Source organism: Nakamurella endophytica (genome assembly GCF_014646215.1).
In the GTDB taxonomy this organism is placed as follows: domain Bacteria; phylum Actinomycetota; class Actinomycetes; order Mycobacteriales; family Nakamurellaceae; genus Nakamurella; species Nakamurella endophytica.
In genome coordinates, this window is record NZ_BMNA01000001.1 from 819,069 (window position 1) to 841,887 (window position 22,819).

Here is a 22,819-nt window from a genome sequence, read left to right on the forward strand (position 1 = left end):
GCCGTCCGGCGCGGGTCAGGTGGCGGGCGGTGGCCATTCGCCCTTCGCCGTGAGCACCCCGCGGATGACCGTCTGCACGGTGACCAGCCGGGGTGCCGCTGCCGGTCCGCCCGGTGCCGTGGCGGGCCGCACCACGGCCACCGAGGTGTGGTGGTTGAGCATCTCGGCGGCGACCTCGATCGCCGTCGCGTCGTCGTCGACGGCTGCGATCGCCCGGTGCCAGTCGTCGCCGTCCCCGAAGATCTCGGCGATGGTCCGGGCACCCAGTTCGCGCCAGGACTCCGCGGAGCCGACGGCGTCGTAGACCCGGGCCAAGGCCGGATCCTCGCGGACGAACTCCGGCACCAGCCGGCCCAGCAGGTCCAGGGCGGTGACGACGGCGACCGGACCACCGTCCGCGTCCGTGACGACGACGCCGGGCAGCCCGTCCCGCACGAGCAGCAGCGCGACGTCGCGGAGCGGGGTCCGGGCCGTGACGACGGGCAGCTGGTCCGCAGGCTCACCAGGCATGCCGGCGCCCTCCGATCCGGCGGGGATCCGCGCGGTGCTCTCCGCACGGGCCGGGACTCACGAGTAGTACCGCAACAGGATATAAGGGACGCTCAGGCCGACGGTGACAGCGGTCGTCACCAGCCCGTACTTGGTGAAGGTCCAGAACGAGATGTGCACGCCGTTCCGCATGGCGATGCCGATCATCACCACGTTCGCGCTCGCACCGATCGCCGTCGCGTTCCCGCCGAGGTCGGCGCCGAGCGCGAGCGCCCACCACAGCGGCCGCGCCGCGGCGCCCCCGGCGGCGACGAGATCGCCGACCAGGGGACTCATCGTGGTCACGAACGGGATGTTGTCCACCACCGCGGACAGGGCACCGGACCCGACGGCGAGGCCGGCCGCCGCGGGCCCGTAGTCGTCGCCCACGAGATCGACCGCTGCGGTACCCAGTGCGTCGATGACCCCCAGGTTGACCAGCGCGCCGACCATGACGAAGAGCCCGGCGAAGAACACCAGCGTCTCCCACTCGACCTCGCGGAAGTACTCCCGCGGCTCCAGCCGGGACAGCAGCGCCAGCAGCCCGGCGCCCAGCAACGCCACCACGGACGGCTCGACGTGCAGCAGCGACTGCACCAGGAAACCCGCGATCACCAGGCCCACGACGACGCCGCTCTTGACCAGCAACCGGCTGTCGGTGATGGCCGCTCGCTCGTCCAGCGCCATCACCCGGGCGGCGCGCTCGGGGTGGAAGACGAACGCACTGCGGAACATCAGCCGGCACAACACGACGAACACGATCAGCAGGCCGACCGAGATCGGGGCCAGGTGGACGAGGAAGTCGTTGAACGACAGGCCTCCCCGGCTGGCAATGATGATGTTCGGCGGATCGCCGATGAGGGTGGCGGTGCCACCGATGTTGCTGGCCATCACCTCGGCGATGAGGAACGCCGTGGGCGGCGCGCCGAGGCGCTCGCAGACCAGGAGCGTGACGGGCGCGATGAGCAGCACGGTGGTGACGTTGTCGAGGAAGGCCGACAGCACGGCCGTGATCACCACCAGCATGACCATCACCCGGAACGGCCGGCCGCGCATGAGCTTCGCCGCCCAGATGGCCAGGAACTCGAAGACGCCGGTGTGCCGCACGATCCCGACGATGATCATCATCCCGAGCAACAGGAAGACGACGTTCCAGTCGATGCCGGTCTCGCCGGAGTAGAACATCGTCTCGCCGCCGGTCGCCCCGATGAGGACCATCAGCGCCGCCGCGACCAGGACCACCGCGGCCCGCGGGAACCGGTCCACGACGATGCACACGTAGGCGCCGACGAAGACGGCGATCGCCAGGACCACCTGAAGTGTCATGGATTGCCCGGGGTCCTCTCGATCGGCTCCGACTGCCAGGGATCCCCGGGCACGTACCGCCTGGTGTCTGTCGGTCGAAGTCGACCTCTGCTCAGCGAGCCGACCGGCCGGCGGCACGCGCCGCCTGAGCGGCGGCACGATCCGGCCTCTCGTCACGCGGAGTCAGGGATCCGTCGCACCGCGACCCGGTAGCAACCTATGCCACCGACCCGGGGCCTCGTCCGAGTGGCAGCGGGCGAGTGCCGCCGCGCGTGACCCGTCACGACCCGTCGCGCCTTGGCGGTGTCCGCGCGCCCGGCGGTGGGAGAACGGGCGTCGAGGCGACGGATGCCGTCGGCCGAGGCCCGGAGGATCCGGGTGGCCACCGCGTCGCCGTGCAGCTGGTTTGACAGCTCCGAATCGGGGAACCCATCAACCGGCTACTCGGGTGTGGCTGGCCGCGCCGCCTTCCGGACCCGGTAGCAACGTTCGCGGCCGAACCCGTGTCCAGCGAGCGGTTGGGCATGGAGAGCACCCTATGGACGGCACGAGCATCGATGCGGACCGCGAAGCCGCCGACGCCCGCAGCGATTGGGAACGCCGGATCTACCGGCGATTGACCGAGGCATCCGACGACCAGCCGGCGTCTCGACTGCCGGCGCCGACCCAGGTGACGGCCGAGTCCAGGGTCGGACACGTCCGGCTCGACTGGTCCCAGGTGGACGGCGCAGCCGGCTACGTGATCGAACGGACCGGATCGGACGACGCACCCTCCGTTCTGCTGCACGGCGGGGCAGATGTGCCGGCAGTCCCTGGACTCCGCTTCGCAGACACCGGACTCGACCCGGCCACCACCTACCGCTATCGTGTCGCGGCGACCCGCGGCAACGACTACCGGGTGGGAGACTGGTCGGCTCACGTCGAGGCCGGTGCTGCACAACGAGATCCTGGCGTCGTCACGGTGACCGTCGCAGCCGACCGGGTCACCTCGCGGAAGCAGCCGCTCTGGCACATGATCGGTTCCGAACGACTCACCCAGATGCGGGTGACGGACGACGGTCACGGCCACGCGGTGGACGCAGAATTCCAGGAAGCGTTACGGATCGGCCACGACGAGCTCGGGATCACCCACGTCCGGGCGCACGGCATCCTGCACGACGACAACGCTGTGGTGAGTCGGGCGCACGACGGCCGGCTGGTGTTCGACTTCTCGGTCGTCGACGACCTCTACGACCGAATCACAGCTCTCGGTCTGCGGCCGGTGGTGGAGCTGTCGTTCATGCCGGCCGCAATTGCACGCGACCCCGACGCGACGGTGTTCACCTACCGGGGCATCATCTCGCCACCGTCGGACTGGGCCGAGTGGCACGCCGTCGTTCGAGCGCTCACCGAGCACCTCGTCGAACGCTACGGCGTACAGGAGGTCCGGCAGTGGGGTTTCGAGGTGTGGAACGAGCCGAATCTCGAGGTCTTCTGGACCGGCGACCAGAGTGACTACTTCCGCCTCTACCAGGAGGCTGTCCGTGCGGTGAAGGACGTGGACGCCGACCTCCCCGTCGGCGGTCCGTCGACCGCCGCCGCGGAGTGGGTCCCCGCCCTTGCGGAATTCGCCCGGAGCAACGACCTGCCACTCGACTTCGTGTCGACCCACACCTACGGGAACCAGCCACTGTCCTTCCGATCGGCTCTTGCCCGTCAAGGGTTTGCCACTGCGGCCATCTACTGGACCGAGTGGGGAGTCGGCTCCACCCATTACGGCCCGATCCACGACAGCGTGGCCGGAGCGCCCTTTGTGCTGTCCGGCTTCAAACAATCGCAGGACGTGGTCGACCGGCTGTCGTACTGGGTGATCAGTGATCACTTCGAGGAGCTGGGCCGGGGACCGCGACTCTTCCACAACGGATTCGGCCTGCTCACCGTGGGCAATCTCCGAAAGCCCCGATTCTGGGGACTGACATTGGCCGAGGAGCTCGGCGACGACCTGCTGGCGAGCACCGTCGACGGCGACGGCGCCGACGTGCTGGTGGAGGCTTGGGCCGGGCGCACCACGGACGGAATCGTGGACGTGTTGGTCTGGAACTCGACGATCAACGCAGCGCTGCTCGACGGCGATCCCTCACTGGACCGGCACGTGACGACGCAGCTGACCGGCTTGCCCGCCGCTCGGTACCGGGTCCACCTTGCGCGGGTGGACGCGACGCACTCCAACATCCAGGCCGACTACCCCGACGATCTCGCCTGGCCCGACGCCGAGAGGTTTGCCCGGATGAAGGCCCGGGACCAACTGGCCGTCGAAGACCTGCCAGACGTCCGTCCCGAGGACGGCAACGCCCGGTTCGACTTCGAGGTTCCGCTGCCTGGCGTCGTGCGGCTGCGCCTGACGCCGATCGAGAACTCGTGAAGATCACCGGACGCCTGGCGGCCGGCTGCTGCGCCGCGCTACTCCTGGCCGTTCCCGCATGCGCTGGGCAGGCTTACTCGGGTGCTCGGAACGAGGACACCCTGGTCATGCAAGGCGACTCCGGCAATCCGACACTGGTCGAGAACTTCAATCCCTTTTCGGCCGCGAGCGAACTGGGTGGAACCAGGCTGATCTACGAACCCCTGGAGATCGCAAGTCCTATCGACGGCACCTTCACGCCGTTCCTGGCCACGGATCACCGGTTCACGGACCCGAGGACCCTCGTCTTCACGATCCGCAAAGGCGTCACATGGAGCGACGGCGAACCGTTCACCGCCGCGGACGTGGTTTTCACCTTCCGCCTGCTGAAGCAGTACCCCGCCCTCGACATCACCGGCGTGTGGAGTGTCATCTCGTCGGTCGCGGAATCGGGGAACCTCTTCACCGCCACCTTCAACACCGCCAACGTTCCCTTCGCGGCCACCGTTGCCGCGGTTCCCATCGTGCCGCAGCACCTGTGGGCCGACATCGCGGACCCGACGAGGTACGCCAACACGACGCCGGTGGGAACCGGGCCCTTCACCCTGTCCTCTTTCGAGCCCACGCAGTACGCACTGGCCAAGAACCCTTCCTACTGGCAGGCGGACAACGTTGCCCCTGCCACGGTGCTCTTCCCCGCCCAATCGACGAACCAGGTCACCAACCAATTGAACGTCGTTGCCGGCACCTACGACTGGGCGTACAACTACCTGCCGAACGTCAAGGACACCTACGTCTCACGCGACCCGGACAACATCTACTGGTTCCCGCCGGGCGGGACCATCGGCTTGTTCATGAACCTGACCCGAGCGCCCTACACAGACGCGAACTTCCGCAAGGGTGTGTCGCTGGCCATCGACCGCGACCTTGTCGCGCAGAAGGCGGTCAACGGGTATACCACCGGCGCGAGCATGTCCGGCCTGGTCCTGCCCAACCAACAGAAATGGCTCGATCCCTCTCTGTCTCGACGGGGCTACGTCGAACAGGACCTCACGGCCGCGAAGGCTTCCTTCGCGAAGGCCGGCTTCACCGAGTCGAACGGACGGCTGGTGGACGGCGGCGGCCGCCAGGTGAGCATGACCATCTCGATGCCTGCGAACTATTCCGACTGGGTGACCGCCGCCAAGGAGACGGCCAATCAGTTGGGCGCGGTCGGCATCTCGGTGCAACTGGACCTGCCGCAAGCCGCGCAGTTCCAGACGGAGATCCAGACGGGCAACTTCGACGTCGCGATGAACAGCTTCGCCGGTACCGGTCTCCCCTACACCGATTTCCGCAACGGACTGGCGAGCAGCTTCGCCGCACCGATCAACACCCGGACCGTCAACAACTTCGAACGGTACAAGAATCGAACGCTCGACCAGGCGCTGGCGACGCTGGCCGCCGCCACGGACGAGCAGACCCAACGCGAGGCCACGTACCGGCTCGAGAGGATCATGTACGAGCAGGTCCCGATCGTGCTGTTGTACTACGGCGGCAGTTGGGGCCTGTTCTCGACACGTCATTTCACCGGGTGGCCGTCGGCCGAGAATCCGTACACCCTGCCGACCAGCTACAACAACTCGATCCTGGTCGTCCTCACGCGACTGAAGAAGGCATGACATGCGCTACTTCACGAGAAGGGTCGTGCTCTTCCTGATCACGCTGTGGGCCGCGGTGACCCTCAACTTCATCCTGCCCCGACTGATGCCCGGGTCCCCCGCGGACGCGGCCCTGGCGCGGCTGGCCTCGACGGGCCAACCGATCACCAATGCCCAGCGCGACGCCATCCAGGCCCAGCTCGGCGGTGCCAACGGCAACATCGTCGGCCAGTACTTTGATTACCTCGGCAACATCTTCACCCTTCAGTGGGGTCGCTCGTACTCGTACGCAACCGAGACGGTCGCCCACTCGGTGGGCCGGGCGCTGCCGTGGACGCTGATCCTGGTCGGCGTCACCACGATCGTGGCGTTCGTGATCGGCACACTGATGGGCGTGTACGCAGGTTGGCGCCGAGGCCGGGCCGCAGACGCCACGGTGACCGTCGGGGCGACATTCCTGGCCTCGTTCCCGCCGTTCTGGCTGGGCCTGCTGTTGCTGTACCTGTTCGCGTTCCAGTTGAACTGGTTCCCCATCACCGGTGGCTACTCAGCAGGCACCGCCCCTGAATGGACCTGGTCGTTCCTGGTCAACGCCTTCGAGCACAGTGTGCTCCCGGCGATCACATTGGCCGTCACGTCGTTGTCCGGTTGGGTCTTCGGCATGCGCAACAACATGATCAACACCCTCGGCGAGGACTACGTCACCTTCGGTCAGGCGAACGGCCTGCGGGGTCGCACGATCGCGACGCTGTACGCGGCGCGGAACGCGCTGCTGCCGAACGTGACAGCCTTCGGCCTGTCCCTGGGTGCGGTCGTCGGCGGGTCCGTGCTGGTCGAGGGCATCTTCGGCTATCCCGGCATCGGCAACCTGCTGTACACCGCCGTCACCAACCAGGACTACCCATTGATGCAGGCGTTGTTCCTCGTCATCACGGTCAGCATGCTGGTGGCCATCTTCGTCGTCGACCTGCTCTACGCCAGGCTCGATCCGCGTGTCCGGGTCGGGCCGGAAGGAAGTTGACCGTGACCAACGTCAGTGTGACACCCTCGGCCCCGACCGACATACCGGAGATCGACGACCGGAAGGTCAACCGCTCGCACCTGCCGGCGCCGGTGCGCTTTGTCGGGCGCGCCGTGGCGACCCTCTGGCGGAACGGCAAGGCGCGCATCGGGATCGTGGTCCTGGTCCTGTTCCTCCTGGTCGCCGCCCTCGCACCGTTGATCGCCCGGCAGTCACCGACGTCCACCGACTTCATCCCGTACCAGCATCCGAACTCGATCAACTGGTTCGGTACCACGGGCAACGGTCAGGACGTCTTCGCGCAGATGGTCTACGGCAGCCGCATCTCGTTGCTGGTGGGGCTCCTGGCGGGATTGGGCGCCACCGTCGTCGCAACCGTCATCGGATTGATCGCCGGATATCGGCCCGGTCCGGTGGACGAGGTGCTCAGCTTCCTGACGAATCTGGTACTCGTCATTCCCGGGCTTCCCTTGATGATCATTCTTGCTGCCTATCTGCAGAGCCGATCGGTGTGGACCATCGTGCTGGTCGTCGCCTTCACCAGCTGGGCCACCGGCGCCCGGGTGATCCGCAGTCAGGCCTCAACCCTGCGGAACCGCGAGTTCATCACGTCGGCCGTCTTCTCCGGCGAGCGACTCTCCCGGGTGGTCTTCCGGGAGATCCTGCCCAATATGACGTCACTGGTGGCTGCGAGCTTCTTCGGTGCCGCCACCGCCGCCGTGATGGCCGAGGCAAGTCTGGAATTTCTCGGCCTCGGCGACCCGAACACCGTGTCGTGGGGCACGATCCTGTACTACGCGCAACAGCAGAACGCCCTGCTGACCGGCCAATGGCTCCTGGTCTTCGCGCCCGGCCTGGCGATCGCCTTGTTGGCGGTCTCCTTCACCTTGATCAATTTCGGGGTCGACACGCTGTCCAACCCACGTCTGCGGGAGCGGTGAAATGCCCGACGACCTCCTGCTCGACGCCCAGGGCGTGAGCGTCGGCTACACGCCCGAGCGAGGCGACCGGATCCTGGCGGTACGCGAAGTGGACCTCCGGTTGCACCAAGGCGAATTCGTCGGCTTGGTGGGCGAATCCGGATGCGGCAAGTCCACTCTCGGCTTCGCTGTGACCGGGATGCTGCTCCCACCGGCGCAGTTGGTCGGCGGGTCGATCGTCTTCGACGGCCAGGACATCGCTTCCCTGTCCGGTGAACAGCTCCGGCAGGCCCGCCAAGGTGGCTTCGCCCTGGTCCTGCAGAGCGGCATGAACACGCTGAACCCGGTCCGCACCATCGCCAACCACTTCCGCGACCTGCTGAAGGCGCACGGTTCGGACCACTCCACGGCGCGTGAGCGCGGTGCCGAACTCCTGCGCACGGTTCACCTGGACAGCGATGTGCTCGATCGCTACCCGCACGAGCTCTCCGGGGGCATGCGGCAGCGCGTGTCGATCGCACTCGTACTGTCACTGGAGCCACGGTTGATCGTCTTCGACGAGCCGACAACCGCGCTCGACGTCGTCGTGCAGGCGGCGGTCATGTCGACCATCAAGGAACTGCAGCGCACCCAGCAGTTCACCGCCGTCCTCATCAGCCACGACCTCGGCACGGTGCTGGAAGCGACCGACCGGGTGCTGATCATGTACGCCGGGCAGATCGCGGAGGACCAACCCGCGGCCGACGTGCTCACCGGCCCGCACCATCCCTACACCGAGGCGTTGCTGTCCTGCTACGCCGATCCGCGGGCCGACGTGGTGCATCTCGGCGGCATCGCCGGCAACCCGCCCGACCTGTCCAAGCAGATCGACGGTTGCCCCTACGCACCGAGGTGTCCCCTCGTCCAAGACATCTGCCGGCGCATCGACCCGCCGCTGGCGCCCCTCGGTCGCGGCGTCGCCGCCTGCCACGTGCGGGCGCCGGCTTCGAAGGAACTGGCCGCGACGGCACACGAGGTGGCCGACCGTGAGCACTGACCGGTCCGACACGTCGACAGCGGTACCACCGCTGGTGGTCGAGAACGCGCGAAAGGTGTACCGGCAGCGCGGAGGCCGGAAAGTCGCTGCCGTCGACGGCGTCTCGTTCACCGTGGAGCCTGGCGCTGCCGTCGGATTGGTGGGGGCCAGCGGTAGCGGCAAGAGCACGCTCGCCGGAATGGTCACCGGTTCCGAACGGCCGACCGAGGGGTCCGTGCGCTTCGGCGATCTGGAGGTGGGCCGACTCGGACGTCGTGAACTGCGCAGCTACCACAGCCGCGTACAGATGATCTTCCAGGACCCGTACGGGGCTCTGAATCCGCTGCACACTGTCGGCTACACGGTCGTCCGTCCGGTGACCAACTTCCTGCACCTGGACGGGCGCGGCGCGCACGAGCGGGTGGTCGAGCTGCTCGAGACGGTCGGGCTGACACCGCCCGAGCAGTACCTGGGCAAATTGCCCCATCAGCTGTCCGGCGGCCAGCGGCAGCGTGTGCTCATCGCACGGGCACTGGCCTGCGAACCGGAACTGCTGGTCGCCGACGAGCCGGTGTCCATGCTCGACGTCTCGCTACGCGCAGACATCCTTCGATTACTCGCGCAGTTGCGTCAGGACCGCGGACTGTCATTGCTGTACATCACCCACGACCTGCTGTCGGCGCGGGTGGTCACCGACCAGCTGTTGGTGCTGAACAAGGGTCGCGTCGTCGAGCGGGGCGAGACCAAGCAGATCCTGCAACACCCTCAGGACGAGTACACGGTGACCCTGCTCGACGCCATTCCCAGGGTGGGGGCCCGCCGTCAGCGATCGCGGGACGAACGGACACCGAATGAGCGTCCCTCCGACGTCGTCGTAGTCCGGGGAGCGCACCCGATGACCCGAGAGCAGAGACACGGTTGATCCGGACATCAGGGCCGTGTGCCGGAGCCGATGCAGCGACGAAACGGCAGACCTGCGAATGCGACTGTCTCGCCGCCGCGACACTCGAGGTCGACGGTCTTCAAGGGTGCCAGTTCCCGCGGGTTCCAGTAGAAGCACCGGGTCGGCCCTCGTGGACCCTGCACAGCCACGCGGCGTGGCATCGCCGCCGGTGTACCCACCGAGATGGTGTCCGAACGGCTCGGTCGCAGGGTGCCAACAGCCCGATACAGGGGAGCCGGCGCGACCCTGACCGCACCGCGAGTAGGGACAGCGGCATAGCGCAGCGTGTCCGGTGCGCAGGGTCGATATCCACAACCAGGCGGAGCGGCGACAGGACGGGCAGCGGTCCGATCAGCACGGAGACAACCGTGGGCCCTGGCCGCTCTCCGCTGCTGGCGAACTACTGCGACGGCCGACTCGCGCAACCCACAGGATGTCGGCCAGGACGCGGCACCACCCGCAACGGTCAGCCACCGTGTCCACTCCGCCGACAGCTGCGTCCTCCTCCGGCCGCGCGGCGGTCGTGCCCGAGCGTGTCGACCGGCGCTGCCCCGGACGTCGGGCGGATCGACGAAAGTCGATCCCTCCGGATGACTGCGATGGATTGCGCTGGCCGGCCGGTGCGGACCGCGTGAGACCGACCAGCCCGCGGGAGGCCGTGCGACGGATCGGTGTCGGCCGGCCCGGGCCAAGAGCCCAGTACCTGCCGGCTGCACAGGTCAGACCTGAGATGGCGCGCCCGGAGGGATTCGAACCCCCAACCTTCTGATCCGTAGTCAGATGCTCTATCCGTTGAGCTACGGGCGCTGGTCCAGCTGTTCAGTTGTACCTCATGCCCTGCAGTGGTCGTCCGACCGGGCTGACCCGTGCCGGACGGCGCGGAAGCGGAGGGATTTGAACCCTCGGTGCCCTTGACGAGCACAACACATTAGCAGTGTGTCCCATTCGGCCGCTCTGGCACGCTTCCCAGGGCCACCACCGGGGAGGCCACCGACGAGCCACCCTACCGGGCCGCCGGACCCCGGGGCAAAACGCGATCTCAGGACGGGCACTGCTCGGCCGACAGCGCCGACGGGTCGAGGTCCGGGCCGGCCGGAGCGCAGCCGACGACGCCGTAGCCGTCACCGCCCCAGGCGTAGACCACCCACACCGTGGCGTCGCCCCGACCGCCGTGCACCGCGATCCCGGGCTCGCCGTCCAGGTCCACCACCCGTGCGACCGGCGTGCTCGACACCAGGCCGCCGTCCTGCGTGACGTCGCTCCAGCTGCCGTCGGCCGCCAGCTGGAAGGCGGAGGCGACGGCCGTCCCCTCGGTCGTGGATGCGAGCACGATGCACCGGCCGCCGGAGTCGCACGGCAGCGCACCGCCGGCCGGCGCCGGGAAGTCGGCGCCGTACGGCACGTTCAGCGCGCGGCCGACCTCCCCGCCGGCCGAGACGGATACCAACGCCGCGCGGTGAGCACCCGTGTCGACCAGCGCAGCCGAGTAGCCGCCGGCCACGTCCGCGCGGGTGGCCAGGACGGTGCAGCCCGGGCAGTTGGCCAGGGTGACCGCCACCGCGCGGGACGCCGAGGAGGCCGACTGGGACGCCGAGGACGTGGCTCGCGGCGTTCCGTCCGCTCCGGTGGTCGGCCCAGCGGTCGTGCCCTCCGGTGTCGAGGTACTCGGCGCTGACTGCGACGCGGCGTCCTGACCGGAGCCGGGTACGGCGGCCGTGACGGTGCGGGACACCGTCACGGTGGGCCGCGGCGTGGCACGGGTCGGCGTGGGCGTCGCACTCGGTGTCGACCTCGCCGGCGTGGTCGCCCCCGCCGCACCCGGGAGGGCCGGGACGGTGACCACCGGGCTGCCGCCGGGAGCGGGCGCCACGGAGGCTGCTGAGGGCGCCGGCACGGCGGATGTCGACGTGCTCCCGGTGGCGGCGTTCCGCGACGTCGGCACGGTGCACCCGCCCAGCACCGTCACCGCCAGCACGCCGGCGAGCGCCGCGCGGACCGCGGCTGGGACCGACCCGCGTCCGCGGCCCCCGGCGCGCGGCGACCCGAGCGGTCGAGCGCGCGGGACGGTGGCCATCCCGGGGTTGTACCCCAGCCCCGCCGCCCGTCGAGGGACCCGGCTCGGAGCGTCCCGGGCCGGCGGCCGACGGGCGGGACGCATCCGGCCACCCCGGTAGGGTCGGCGTTCCCCGAGCTGGAGGTGGAGTGTGACGGTGCGGCTGCGTTCCGCCCTGGCCGCGCTGCCGGCATACGCGCCCGGCCGGACCGTGCCGGGCGCGGTCAAGCTGGCGTCCAACGAGCTGCCGTTCCCCACGCTTCCCGTCGTCGCCGAGGCCGTCGCCGCAGCCGCCGCCGGGGACGCCGCTCGCGGCCTGAACCGGTATCCCGACAACGGGGCCACGGCCCTGGTCCGGCTGCTGGGCGAACGGCTCGGGCAGGACACCGAGCGGATCATCGTCGGCTGCGGCTCGGTCGCGCTGTGCCAGCAGCTGGTGCAGGCCGTCGCCGGTGAGGGCGACGAGGTGCTGTTCGGGTGGCGCAGCTTCGAGGCCTACCCGATCGTCACCGAGATCGCCGGGGCCCGGCCGGTGCGGGTGCCGGTGACCGCCGGCCAAGCGCTCGACCTCGACGCCCTGGCCGCCGCCGTCACCCCGCGGACCCGGCTCGTCTACGTCTGCACCCCGAACAACCCGACCGGCACCACCGTCGCGGCCGCCGAGCTCGAGCGGTTCCTGGACCGGGTGCCCGACGACGTGCTGGTGGCCGTGGACGAGGCCTACCGCGAGTTCGACGTCGAGCCCGGGTCCCCGGACGGTGTCGAGGTGGCCAGCCGACGGTCCAACGTCGTCGCGCTGCGGACGCTGTCCAAGGCCTACGGGCTCGCCGGCCTCCGGGTCGGGTACGCCGTCGGCGACCCGGCGGTCGTGCAGGCCTTGGGCAAGGTGGCCGTGCCATTCGCGGTGAACCTGCTCGCCCAGGCCGCCGCGGTCGCCGCGCTGGGCGCGGAGGAGGAGCTCCGGCCGCGCTGGGCGGCGGTGGTCCGGGAGCGCGAGCGGGTCACCGAGGACCTGCGCGAGCTGGGGTACGACGTGCCGACCTCGCAGGCCAACTTCGTCTGGTTGCCGCTGGCCGACGCCGCCCTGGACTTCGCCGGACACGCCGAGCAGCACGGCGTCATCGTGCGGGCCTTCGGCGGACCAGGCGGTGGGGTGCGGGTCACCGTCGGCGCTCCCGCGGAGAACGATTTGTTCCTGGCTGCGGCGCGGAGCTATCCCGGCCGTTGACCGGCCCGCCGGCGGGCGGCGCCGGGTCCGGGTGAGTGACAGCGTCCGGGTTCTTGACAGCGTCCGGGTCCGGGTCGACCGACCCCTTCGGTGCTCCCGCCTGCTCCTGCCGCGCACCAGCGCCGCGGGACGACAGCCGGCCTAGCGCCCGGGTGAACGCGGCGAGGTCGTCGCCGAGGGCGGAGAAGAAGGCGTCGTCGCACGCCTCGACGGCGGCGTTGGCCCGGTTGGCCAGCGTCCGACCCTCGGGCGTGACGGACAGGGCCCGGGCCCGCGCGTCGGTGGGGTGCGGGTCCCGTCGCACCAGGCCCCGGCCCTCCAGGACCCGCAGCACCTGCGACGTCATCATCGGATCGGCGGCCGCGTGCTCGGCCAGCCGGCGCTGGGTGATCGGCCCGTCCGCGGCCGTGTACGTCAGCGAGGCGAGCAGCACGAACTGCACGTGGGTCAGGCCGAGCGGCGCGAGCGCGGCCCGCTGCGCCGCCTGCCAGGTGTTGGTCACCCGCCACAGCAGGAAGCCGGGACTGTCCCCGGCGGAGCGGTGCCGGGTGACCAGCCCGCCGCGGGTCACAGGCCGGCGCCCATGGCGGCCGCGATCGTCCGCAGGTCCCGCTCCGACAGCGGGATCAGCCCCCGGCGCAGCTGGTAGCCCCAGTTCGGGACCGCGGTCAGGTCGAGCACCTCCTGCAAATCGCGGACCGGGACCGGCCGGGCGCCGGTGACGTAGTCGATGCGGCGGCGCCACGGCCGGAACTCGCCTTCGTCGCCCTGCCACAGCACGTCGTCGTGGACCCGGCCGATCGCCGTGAAGCTGCGCAGCGGCGGTCCCTGGTGGAGCACCTCGGTCGGCGAGTAGTAGACGAGCCAGTCCCCCGCCGCCATCCGCCGCAGCCCGGAGCGCTTCCCGTGGCCGATCTGCGCGATGCCCTGCTCGACGCCGCGCCGGACGTGCTCCGCAGAGACGGTGCCGAGCCAGGCGCCGGTCACGCCGACTCACGCGCGTCGGCGGCGGATGCCGGCAGCCCGCCTCCGGCCGTCGATGCCGCCTCGGCGGCGCGGGCCAGGGCGACCAGGTCGCGATGGACGGACCGCCGCAGACCGCGACCGAGAACGAGTCGCCACACCGGCGCCAGCGGCCCCGAGAGGTCGATGACGACGGACACCTCGGTGCGGGTCCCGTCGGCGGGTACGTCGGAGTCGGCCCCGCCGGCGGCCGCCCGGGTCGTGACGGTGTGCGCGAAGGTCAGCCGCGCTCCGGGCAGCCGGGAGACGTCGACGAACTCCCGCCCCGGCACCAGCCGCTCGATGCGGAAGCCGACCGTGGGGCCGCCCCGGGGCCGCAGCGTGCCCGTCGCTCCCTCCCGGAACGGACCGTCCATCCGGACCCACTCCGTGTCGCTGTTCCACTCCGGCCAGGTCGCGGTGTCCGCCCACCGGTCGAAGAAGGCCTCCGGTGGCGCCGACGAGACGACGCGGCTGCACGCGAGAACTGTCATGCATTTAGTATGCGCGCATAGTAACTGGAGTCAAGACTTGCCCGCCGTCCCGTGCCGACGCTCCAAGGCTGCCGCACCCGCGGCCGGACTCAGGAGGCGAGCAGCCGCCAGATGGCCACCACGCCGAGGACCACGATGACGGCGCGCAGCACCGTCGGGGACAGCCGCCGCCCGACGGAGGCGCCGAGAAAGCCGCCGACCAGGGAGCCGGCCGCGATGAGGCCGGCGGCCGCCCAGTTGATCCGGTGGAAGCCTACGACGGTGTACGCGGTCGCCGCGACCACGTTGACGACCAGGGACAGGAGGTTCTTGGCGGCGTTGATCCGCTGCATGGACTCCGGCAGCAGCACGCCCATGATCCCCACCAGCAGGATGCCCTGGGCGGCGGCGAAGTACCCGCCGTAGACGCCGGCCACGAACGTGCAGAGCACCAGCACGGCCAGCCGCCCGCGGCCCACCTCCTGGTGGTCGCGCCCCTGCTGCTCCGCCCGGCGGCGCACCCAGCGCTGGATCCGCGGCTGCGTGACCACCAGCACGAGCGCCAGCACCAGCAGCACGGGGACGACCTTCTTGAAGGTGTCCGCGGGCAGGTGCAGCAGCAACCACGCGCCGACGACGGCGCCGAGCAGCGATCCGGGCATCTGCCAGGCCAGCCGGGCCCACTGTCCCTGGAGCTCGCGCCGGTAGCCCCAGGTGCCGGACACGCCGCCGGCGACCAGCCCGACGGCGTTGCTCATCGTCGCGACGACGGGCTGAAAACCGAAGGCGACCATCGTCGGGAACGTCACCAGCGTGCCGGAACCCACGATCGTGTTGATCAGTCCCGCCCACACCCCGGCCAGCAGGATCAGCACGAGCTCGAGCAGACTCACCACGCGACCCTACGTGGGCCCCCGGCCCGACCCGCCGCGCTGGTGATCACTCGAACGCCCGGTCCACGGCGCGGCGACGCGCCCGCTTCCCCCGTTCGGCCGCAACGGTGGGTCATCCGTCGTTACTCTTGGTCCGGTCGACGGCCGTCGGCGCGGACCTGAGGACCGGGATGCCTGTGCGAGCAGTGGCGGAGATCGCCGCACGCCGCGGCGTCGTGGACGCGCTCGTCTTCCGACGGCTGTCGCCCTCGGTGTGGGTGCACGTCGGCGGCATCGGCCGCGGTCGGTCGTGGGCCGGCGTCGTCGAGGTGTCCGCGGACGACCCGTTGCTGCGCACCCTGCCCGAGCAGCCCGGACAGGTGCGGCGGACCGGCGGGTCGCGGTCCGAGCGCATCCTCGGGCCGTACTGGGCCGTCGGCGCCGCCCGGGTGCGGGTGGACGACGACGTCCTGGTCGTGCTCGGCAACCCGTCGGGACCGCTGCCGGCCACCGTCACCGACCACCGCCTGCGGCGGCTGGCCGAACTCGTCGACGCCCACGTCACCGAGGTGACACCGGCCAAGCGGCTCGCCGACGAGCTGGAGATCCTGCACGCCGTCCGGGCGGTCACCACGGCGCCGGCCGGGGACCTGCGGGCGGCGCTCGAGCACGTGGCCAGGGTCGCCGCGACGGCGCTGTCCTGCGAGATCGTGCTGGTGCGCGACGGCGCGGGCAGGACCCTCGCCCGGTCCGGCCCGGCGCCGGTCGCCGACTCGCGGTCCCCCGCCCCCGAACCGCCGGCCGGACGCCCGACCGCCGGCGGCGTGGACGCCGCGGCGGTCCTGGACCTGCTCCAGCAGCGCTGCGCCGACGACCTCTGGTGCGTGCAGGACGTCCGGCTGGATCCTGCGCTGGCGCCCCTGCTGCAGTGGCAGGCTCGTTCCGTCCTCGCCGTCCGGATGCCGGCGCCGGTCGGCGGGGTGCTGGTGGCCCTGCACACCGAGGCCGCGCCGCGGGGCTTCACCGCGCTCTGCCAGGAGTTGAGCCGGCACCTGGTGGACGCGGCCGGCGTCGTCGCGCAGACCGCGGCGCTCCGCGACGAGCTGCACGCGGCCGCGCTGGAACACGCCCACGCCGCGCGGATCGACCCGTTGACCGGGCTGGGCAACCGCCGCGCGTGGGACGAGGCGCTCGACGCTGCGCACCGCCGGGTGCTGGACGGCGCCGAGTACCTGGTCGCCACGCTCGACCTCGACGGGTTGAAGGCGGTCAACGACTGCTACGGCCACGCCGCGGGCGACGACCTGCTCCGCCGGGCCGCGGAGGTGCTGCGGTCGGCCGCGGGGTCGGACGACGTGTGCGCCCGGCTGGGCGGCGACGAGTTCGCGGTGCTGGTCGCGGATGCCTCCGCGGAGGCGCACCGCCGGGTGTACGCACTAACCAGCCGGCTCGGCGGGCGGGTCAGCACGCAGGGATCCGTCGCGGCCAGCGTCGGATCCGCCACGGCCGGGCCGCGCAACAGCCTGGCCGACGCCGTCCGGCAGGCCGACGCCGCGATGTACGCCGCCAAGCGGATCCGCCGGTCCGGCCGCGCCGGCACGTCCGCGTCCTGGGCGGCCGCCAGCTGAACCGGGCCGCCGGATCAGGGCGGGCTGTCCCCGCGCTGCCGTTCCTGCCGCACGACCTGGCGGAGGTCGGCGAGCCGTTCGCGCTGCAGCAGCGGCTGCCGCATCCGCTGGTTGCCGGACAGCCGGTCGGCGTTGCGGTCGACGAACGTCCAGTAGCCGGCGGTGTACGGGCAGGCGTCCTCGCCGAGCCGGTGCCGCGGGTCGTACCGGCAGCCACCGCAGTAGTCGCTCATGGTGTTGATGTAGGCACCGCCGGACACGTACGGCTTGGTGGCCACTGCACCGCCGTCGGCGTGCTGGCTCATCCCGACGACGTTGACCGGCATCACCCAGTCGTAGCCGTCGACGAACCGGGTCTGGAACCACTCGGCGAGGGCGTCCGGGTCCCAGCCCCGCTGGGCGCCCCAGTTGCCGAGCACCATCAGCCGCGGGATGTGGTGCACCCAACCGCGGTCGCGGACGCCCTGCAGCACGTCCCGCAGGCAGTGCGCCTCGACGGCGTCCGCGTCCAGGTCGGCGAACCAGGCCGGCAGCGGGTCACGGGCGCGGAAGTGGTTGCGAGTGCGATAGTCCCGGCCGAAGTGCCAGTAGTTGTGCCAGATGTACTCCCGCCAGCCGATCACCTGCCGGACGAAGCCCTCCACCGAGGACAGCGTCCCCCGGCCGGCCCGGTACTCCGCGGCCGCTGCCTCGGCGACCTCGAGCGGATCCAGCAGGCCGAGGTTCATCGGCACCGACAGCAGGCTGTGCGCCATCGCCCAGTCGCCGGCGAGCATGGCGTCCTCGTACGGGCCGAAGGTGCCGAGCCGGTGCTCGAGGAACCGGTGCAGCGCAGCCAGCGCCTCCCGGCGGGTCACCGGGAACAGCCGCGGACCGTCGGCCCCGACGGTGCGCACGGTCCCGTCGCGGGTCCACCGGTCGAGGTCGTCGCGCACCTCCGCGTCGATGTCGTCCTCGCGCGGCCGGTACGGCGGTGGGACGTCGAGCGTCGTCACGCCCTTGGGCGGCGGTTCCCGGTTGTCGTGGTCCAGGCTCCACCGGCCGCCGACGGGCTGGTCGCCCTCCATCAACAGGTCCAGCCGGCGCCGCTGGAGCCGGTAGAAGTCGTCCATCCGGACCCGCGGCCGGTCCCCCGCCCAGCGGGCGAACTCCGCCTTGGGCATCGTGAACCCCGGCGTCGGATCGACGGCCTCGACCGTGCCCGCCTCACGCAGCCGGTGCACGAAGTCGTCGGCGGCCCAGGACGTCGGTTCATACACCCGCACCGGAGCCCCGAACCGCGCCAAGGCCTCGCCGTAGGTCTCGGTCTGCAGCAATGTCACGCCGTCGGATTCGGCAGCCCGGTGCCGCAGCGCGGACAGGATGAGATGCAGCTTCTGCCGGTGGTAGACCCGCCGGGTCAGCGCGCGGCGGCTCTCCACCAGCAGGACGCGCCGGCCCCTGGTGTCGAAGTGCGGGCCGAGCTGGTCGGCGAAGAGCCAACGGGCGGGCATGCGCCCATCTTGCGGGCCGGCACCGACAGCCGCCGCCGGGGCGGCGGGACGGTCAGCGGAGGCGGAGGGATTCGAACCCCCGAGGCTTTTGACACCTGGCCGCTTTCAAGGCGGCTTCCTTCGGCCACTCGGACACGCCTCCCGGTCCGGTCAGCGTAGGGCCGGCGCGGGCGTCGCCGCACCCGGCGTCGGGGTCGGCGCGAGCCTCACCCCACCCGGCACGACGGTCGGCGCGGGCGTCACCGCAGCCGGCGCGGCTCGATCCGCTCCTCGACGGCGCTGTCGCCGTCCTGGCGCACCCGGTAGGCAGCACAGTCGGGCCGGTCGGCGACGACCTCGGCCAGCTCGGTCCCGCGGAAGGTGAGACCGACACCGTCGTCCGTGGCGTAGCCGTCGGGCAGCGTGCCGTCGGCGATCAGGCCCTGGAACAGCGGGCGGCGCTGCGGCTCGGAGTCGTAGTGGACGCCGTTGCTGTGGGGCAGCCAGCCGAGCCCGTCGGTGACCGGGCGCAGCGTCGGCCCGAACGAGTCGGTCGTGCCGCCGACGTGCCAGCAGATCGAGCCGGCGGAGACGCCGCCCAGCACCACGCCGGCCTGCCAGGCCTCGTGCAGGTGCGCGTCCCAGCCGTGCAGCCGCCACAGCGCCAGCAGGTTGGCCACCGACCCGCCACCCACCCACACGACGTCCTGGGCCAGCAGGTGGCCCCGGACGTCGTCGACGTTGGGCATGGTGAACAGCTCCAGGTGCGACGGCCGGAACCGGCCGGACAGCGCGGAGTACACCCCGGTCAGCTGGGCCGCGTTGTCGCCGCCCGCGGTGCCCAGGAAGCACACCCGCGGCGTCCCGGTCGCCCCGGACAGGTCGGCGGCGTAGTCGAACACCGGGCCGGCGTCCAGGTCCCAGCGGTCCCGGCCGCGCAGGTCGAACCCGATCGAGGTGGCGACGATGGTCGGCTGGTCCGCAGGCACGGACGCCGACCCTAGTCCTGCAGCCGGTGCCGGCCGCCGGACTGCGCCGGCTCGGCGCCGCCCGCCGACGACCCACCGTCGGGACGGACGGCCAGGGCGCGGCCCCGCTCGGCCAGTACCCGGTCGACGATCAGGTCGGCCGCGCTCCGGCCGTCGCCGTCCGTGCCGTGCACACCATCAAGGGACGGCAGGTGTCCGTCCACCGCGACCGCGCGCCCGTCGACGGCCCCGTCCCGCCCGTCGGCCGCGGAGCCGTCGACCACCGTCGGTCGCCCGTCACCCGCACCGGCGAGCGCCGGCACCGGCGCACCGGCCGGCACCGGCTCCTCGGCCCGCTCGGCGCGCAGGCGGTGCAGCAGCCGCTCGCCCTCGATGTCGACGCTGGGCAGCACCCCGTCCAGCCACCGCGGGATGTACCAGGCCGCCCGGCCGAGCAGCGTCATCACGGCGGGGACGAGCGTCATCCGCACCAGGAACGCGTCGGCCAGCACGCCGATGCCGAGCGCGAAGCCGATCGAGGCGATGATCGTGTCCGGCGCCAGGATGAAGCCGGCGAAGACGCTCGTCATGATGATCGCCGCCGCGGTGACCACCCGGGACGCCGACGAGAACCCGTGCGTCACCGCGGACCGCGGCGCCTCGCCGTGCACGAATGCCTCGCGCATGCCGGACACCAGGAACACCTGGTAGTCCATGGCCAGCCCGAACAGCACGCCGATCAGCAGGATCGGCAGGAACGAGATGATCGGCGCCGGGCTGTCCACGCCGAACAGCCCGCCCAGCCAGCCCCACTGGTAGACCGCGACCACGGCGCCGAACGAGACGCCGACGGAGAGCAGGAAACCCAGCGCGGCCTTGACCGGCACGACGATCGACCGGAAGACCAGGAGCAGCAGGATCAGCGCCAGGCCCACCACGATCACCAAATAGACCGGCAGCGCCGATGCGAGCTTGGCCGACACGTCGATGGCGACGGCGGTCTGCCCGGTGACGGCGATGGTGGCGCCGGTGGCCGACTGGATCTGCGGTGCGGCGGCCCGGATGTCGTGCACCAGGTCCTCGGTGCGCACGTCGGACGGCCCGGTCTTCGGGATCACCGCGACCACGCCGAAGGTGCCGTCCTTGCTGACCGCCTGCGGCACGGCCAACGGCTGCTCGGGCAGCTTGCCGACGGCGGCGGCGACGCCCTGCATGGCCCGCTGGATGTCCTGCGGCTGCGCCCGCACCGACACCACCAGCGGCCCGTTGAAGCCCGGGCCGAAGGAACCGGCGAGCAGGTCGTAGGCCTTGCGCTTGGTGCTGTCGGGCGAGGCCGACCCGTCGTCGGGCAGGGCCAGGTGCAGCTTGGTCGTCGGGATGGCGACCACGCCCATCACGGCGATGACGCCGACCACCACGAGCACCGGGAAGCGGGTGACGAACCGGATCCATCGGTTCGGCCGGACGGCCGCGAGCCCGACGACCTCACCGGACCCGCCGGCGCGCGCCGCGACGGCCGCGGCGCGGTGCCGGCGGCGCAGCACCCGGTCGCCGGCGAACGCCAGCAGCGCCGGCACCAAGGTCACCGCGATCAGGACGGCCACGGCGACGGTGCCGGCCGCGGCCAGGCCCATGATCGTCAAGAACGGGATGCCGACGACGGACAGCCCGGCCAGCGCGATGAGCACCGTCAGGCCGGCGAACACCACGGCCGAGCCGGCGGTGCCGGTGGCCCGGGCGATCGACTCGGCGACCGGCATCCCGGACCGCAGCTGGTTGCGGTGCCGCGACACCAGGAACAGCGAGTAGTCGATGCCCACGGCGAGTCCGAGCATCAGCGCGAGGATGGGTGCCGTCGAGGACATCTGCACGGCCCCGGAGACCCAGAGGATCCCGGAGATGCCGACCGCGACGCCGATCAGCGCGGTGAGCATGGTCATCCCGGCCGCGACCACCGACGCGAAGGTCACCAGCAGCACGACCAGGGCGACGACCACGCCGAGGCCCTCGGTCGAGCCGATACTCGGTGTCTGCTTGACGGCGCCGCCGCCCAGCTCGATCTCCAACCCGTCCGTCCGGTGTGCCGCGGCGATGTCGGCGATCCGGTCCTGGGTGGCCACCGGGATCTGGTCCAGCGTGGTCGAGAAGGTCACCTGGGCGTAGGCGACTCGGCCGTTCGGGGCGATCGTGCGGCCGGTCTGCGGGTCGACGACCGCCAGCACCGACGGCAGGGGCTTGACCTCCGCCACCACCTGGCCGATGGCCGCCTGGTACGGCGCCTCGGCCAAGGTGTGGCCCTGTGGCGCGGCGAACACGATCCGCCCGGCCGTCCCGGACGCGGCCGGGATCTCGGTCCGCAGCTGGTCCTGGGCCTGCTGCGCCTCGGTGCCCGGGATCGAGAACGAGCTGTTGAAGGTGCCCTTGAACGCCAGCGCCCCGCCGCCCACGACGGCCAGCACGACCACCCAGGCGAGCAGGACGAGCCAGCGCCGTCGGACGGCGAAGGCGCCGAGGCGGTAGAGCAGTGTGGCCATGCGGACTCCCGGGGCTGGACTGGGTTCTGGGACGGGGGACGGGGCGGTGGCCGGCGGCGCTGCCGACCCGCGGCTAGCGGTGCGCCGGAGCGGGCGCGCCGGGGCCGGCGAGCCGGCCCAGGTCCACCACCGACAGTGCGGTGGCCAGCAGCGAGGTGAGCGCGGCGGGATCGCGGTCCGCTGCGCCCAGCCAGCGGCCGATGCACTCCCGGCCCGCCGTAAGCACGCACTGGGCGGCGACCACCACGCGCAGGTCGTCCACCGGCAGGTCGTTGCGGGCGGCGAGCGCGCCGGCGATCCGCTCCGCGGTCGCGGCCTCGGCGGTGAGCGTCGCGGCCTGCAGGTCCGGGTCGTCGTGCAGCAGCGCGAAGACCTCGGCCAGCCCGTCGGCCATGGCCGCGCCGAAGCGGGCGAGGGCGTCCTGCAGCAGGCGGTCCACGCCGATGTCGGCAGGGGCGTCGGCGACCGTGTCGAAGACGGCGGCCAGCCGGCCGTCGACCACCGCGACCACGGCGTCGGCCTTGCTGTCGAAGTAGTTGGAGAACGTCCGGCGGGACACCCCGACCTGCTCGGTGAGGTCCGCGACGGTCCAGCCGTGGTAGCCGTTCGAGACGGTCAGCGCCAGCGCCGCCTCGGCCAGCGCCTGCCGCGTCCCCAGCTTCTTGCGGTCGCGCAGGCCGAGGGTCACGGGACGACTCTAGCTCGATTTGCACAGTGGGCAAGATTGCCCATTGTGAAGTGGGTGACGACACATGTGTCGGACGTACTCCCCCTAGATGTACTGCCCAGGGAGGTTGGTTGAGGTTGTGTAGCGACACGGTGTGATCTGCGGGGTTG

Annotated in this window: 19 protein-coding genes, 3 tRNA genes and 1 pseudogene; 9 read left to right on the top strand and 14 right to left on the bottom strand. The window is 71.4% G+C overall.

The genetic code is table 11. From position 1 onward, the window contains the following. Nucleotides 1-15: 15 nt before the first annotated feature. Nucleotides 16-510, bottom strand: a complete 495-nt coding sequence (locus IEY37_RS03595) for a CBS domain-containing protein (protein ID WP_188940054.1) — start codon at nucleotides 508-510, stop codon at nucleotides 16-18. A 57-nt stretch (nucleotides 511-567) separates the two neighbouring features. Further along, entirely contained in the window at nucleotides 568-1,854 is a 1,287-nt protein-coding gene (locus IEY37_RS03600; protein WP_188940055.1) for an ArsB/NhaD family transporter, read from the bottom strand. A gap of 517 nt (nucleotides 1,855-2,371) precedes the next feature. On the opposite strand from IEY37_RS03600, the gene IEY37_RS03605 reads away from it, so the two are divergent. From IEY37_RS03605 to IEY37_RS03630, 6 genes are read left to right on the top strand one after another with little or no spacing between them, the layout of a single operon-like run. Continuing rightward, the gene (locus tag IEY37_RS03605; RefSeq protein WP_188940056.1) at nucleotides 2,372-4,234 is read left to right on the top strand and encodes a GH39 family glycosyl hydrolase; all 1,863 of its coding nucleotides are present in this window, start codon (nucleotides 2,372-2,374) and stop codon (nucleotides 4,232-4,234) included. After that, nucleotides 4,231-5,874 (top strand): ABC transporter substrate-binding protein, encoded by a 1,644-nt coding sequence (locus IEY37_RS03610; protein WP_188940057.1) that lies wholly within the window; start codon nucleotides 4,231-4,233, stop codon nucleotides 5,872-5,874. Before IEY37_RS03605 ends, IEY37_RS03610 begins: the two co-directional genes overlap by 4 nt. Nucleotide 5,875: 1 nt before the next feature. After that, a complete protein-coding gene (locus IEY37_RS03615) occupies nucleotides 5,876-6,874 on the top strand; it encodes an ABC transporter permease (RefSeq protein WP_188940058.1) in 999 nt (332 codons plus the stop codon). Between the two features lie 2 nt (nucleotides 6,875-6,876). Next, the gene (locus IEY37_RS03620; RefSeq protein ID WP_229673728.1) at nucleotides 6,877-7,815 is read left to right on the top strand and encodes an ABC transporter permease; all 939 of its coding nucleotides are present in this window, start codon (nucleotides 6,877-6,879) and stop codon (nucleotides 7,813-7,815) included. A 1-nt stretch (nucleotide 7,816) separates the two neighbouring features. Next, entirely contained in the window at nucleotides 7,817-8,830 is a 1,014-nt protein-coding gene (locus tag IEY37_RS03625; protein ID WP_188940059.1) for an ABC transporter ATP-binding protein, read from the top strand. Next, nucleotides 8,820-9,731 carry an ABC transporter ATP-binding protein gene (locus IEY37_RS03630; protein ID WP_188940060.1) on the top strand — a complete coding sequence of 304 codons (912 nt, stop codon included), beginning with the start codon at nucleotides 8,820-8,822 and terminating at the stop codon, nucleotides 9,729-9,731. The genes IEY37_RS03625 and IEY37_RS03630 overlap by 11 nt, the downstream gene beginning before the upstream one ends. 752 nt (nucleotides 9,732-10,483) lie before the next feature. Here the strand turns inward: IEY37_RS03630 and IEY37_RS03635 are convergent. The 3 genes from IEY37_RS03635 to IEY37_RS03645 all read right to left on the bottom strand — a co-directional run bounded on the left by IEY37_RS03635 (nucleotide 10,484) and on the right by IEY37_RS03645 (nucleotide 11,310). Next, nucleotides 10,484-10,559: transfer RNA gene (locus tag IEY37_RS03635), tRNA-Arg, on the bottom strand. A gap of 72 nt (nucleotides 10,560-10,631) precedes the next feature. After that, nucleotides 10,632-10,719 (bottom strand) — tRNA-Ser (locus tag IEY37_RS03640). A 72-nt stretch (nucleotides 10,720-10,791) separates the two neighbouring features. Next, on the bottom strand, nucleotides 10,792-11,310 hold the full coding sequence (locus IEY37_RS03645; protein WP_188940061.1) for a hypothetical protein: 519 nt from the start codon (nucleotides 11,308-11,310) through the stop codon (nucleotides 10,792-10,794). Between IEY37_RS03645 and IEY37_RS03650 the strand changes: the two genes are divergently transcribed. Both IEY37_RS03650 and hisC read left to right on the top strand, forming a co-directional pair. After that, the gene (locus IEY37_RS03650; protein WP_188940062.1) at nucleotides 11,300-11,446 is read left to right on the top strand and encodes a hypothetical protein; all 147 of its coding nucleotides are present in this window, start codon (nucleotides 11,300-11,302) and stop codon (nucleotides 11,444-11,446) included. The genes IEY37_RS03645 and IEY37_RS03650 overlap by 11 nt on opposite strands. Before the next feature lie 510 nt (nucleotides 11,447-11,956). Beyond that, complete coding sequence (gene hisC, locus IEY37_RS03655) at nucleotides 11,957-13,033, top strand: histidinol-phosphate transaminase (RefSeq protein ID WP_188940063.1); 1,077 nt, start codon at nucleotides 11,957-11,959, stop codon at nucleotides 13,031-13,033. Nucleotides 13,034-13,157: 124 nt separating this feature from the next. Here the strand turns inward: hisC and IEY37_RS03660 are convergent. From IEY37_RS03660 to IEY37_RS03675, 4 genes and pseudogenes are all read right to left on the bottom strand, one after another. Continuing rightward, nucleotides 13,158-13,604: pseudogene (locus tag IEY37_RS03660) on the bottom strand (MarR family winged helix-turn-helix transcriptional regulator); the annotation flags it as partial. After that, entirely contained in the window at nucleotides 13,601-14,020 is a 420-nt protein-coding gene (locus tag IEY37_RS03665; RefSeq protein ID WP_188940065.1) for an EVE domain-containing protein, read from the bottom strand. The gene IEY37_RS03665 and the pseudogene IEY37_RS03660, both read right to left, overlap by 4 nt. Next, nucleotides 14,017-14,529: an SRPBCC family protein gene (locus tag IEY37_RS03670; protein WP_188940066.1), complete on the bottom strand. Its 513-nt coding sequence runs from the start codon at nucleotides 14,527-14,529 to the stop codon at nucleotides 14,017-14,019. Before IEY37_RS03670 ends, IEY37_RS03665 begins: the two co-directional genes overlap by 4 nt. An 89-nt stretch (nucleotides 14,530-14,618) precedes the next feature. Beyond that, nucleotides 14,619-15,401: a sulfite exporter TauE/SafE family protein gene (locus IEY37_RS03675; RefSeq protein ID WP_188940067.1), complete on the bottom strand. Its 783-nt coding sequence runs from the start codon at nucleotides 15,399-15,401 to the stop codon at nucleotides 14,619-14,621. A gap of 170 nt (nucleotides 15,402-15,571) precedes the next feature. On the opposite strand from IEY37_RS03675, the gene IEY37_RS03680 reads away from it, so the two are divergent. Then, on the top strand, nucleotides 15,572-17,008 hold the full coding sequence (locus tag IEY37_RS03680; protein ID WP_188940068.1) for a GGDEF domain-containing protein: 1,437 nt from the start codon (nucleotides 15,572-15,574) through the stop codon (nucleotides 17,006-17,008). 14 nt (nucleotides 17,009-17,022) lie between these two features. Here IEY37_RS03680 and IEY37_RS03685 read toward each other — a convergent pair whose 3' ends face one another. The 5 genes from IEY37_RS03685 to IEY37_RS03705 form a co-directional block, all read right to left on the bottom strand. Then, on the bottom strand, nucleotides 17,023-18,501 hold the full coding sequence (locus IEY37_RS03685) for a cryptochrome/photolyase family protein (protein WP_188940069.1): 1,479 nt from the start codon (nucleotides 18,499-18,501) through the stop codon (nucleotides 17,023-17,025). 56 nt (nucleotides 18,502-18,557) lie between these two features. Beyond that, a tRNA-Ser gene (locus IEY37_RS03690) sits at nucleotides 18,558-18,643 on the bottom strand. 97 nt (nucleotides 18,644-18,740) lie between these two features. Beyond that, nucleotides 18,741-19,469 (bottom strand): Type 1 glutamine amidotransferase-like domain-containing protein, encoded by a 729-nt coding sequence (locus tag IEY37_RS03695; RefSeq protein ID WP_188940070.1) that lies wholly within the window; start codon nucleotides 19,467-19,469, stop codon nucleotides 18,741-18,743. An 11-nt stretch (nucleotides 19,470-19,480) separates the two neighbouring features. Beyond that, a complete protein-coding gene (locus IEY37_RS03700) occupies nucleotides 19,481-21,982 on the bottom strand; it encodes an MMPL family transporter (RefSeq protein WP_188940071.1) in 2,502 nt (833 codons plus the stop codon). Between the two features lie 73 nt (nucleotides 21,983-22,055). Beyond that, the gene (locus IEY37_RS03705) at nucleotides 22,056-22,670 is read right to left on the bottom strand and encodes a TetR/AcrR family transcriptional regulator (RefSeq protein WP_188940072.1); all 615 of its coding nucleotides are present in this window, start codon (nucleotides 22,668-22,670) and stop codon (nucleotides 22,056-22,058) included. Nucleotides 22,671-22,819: the final 149 nt, after the last annotated feature.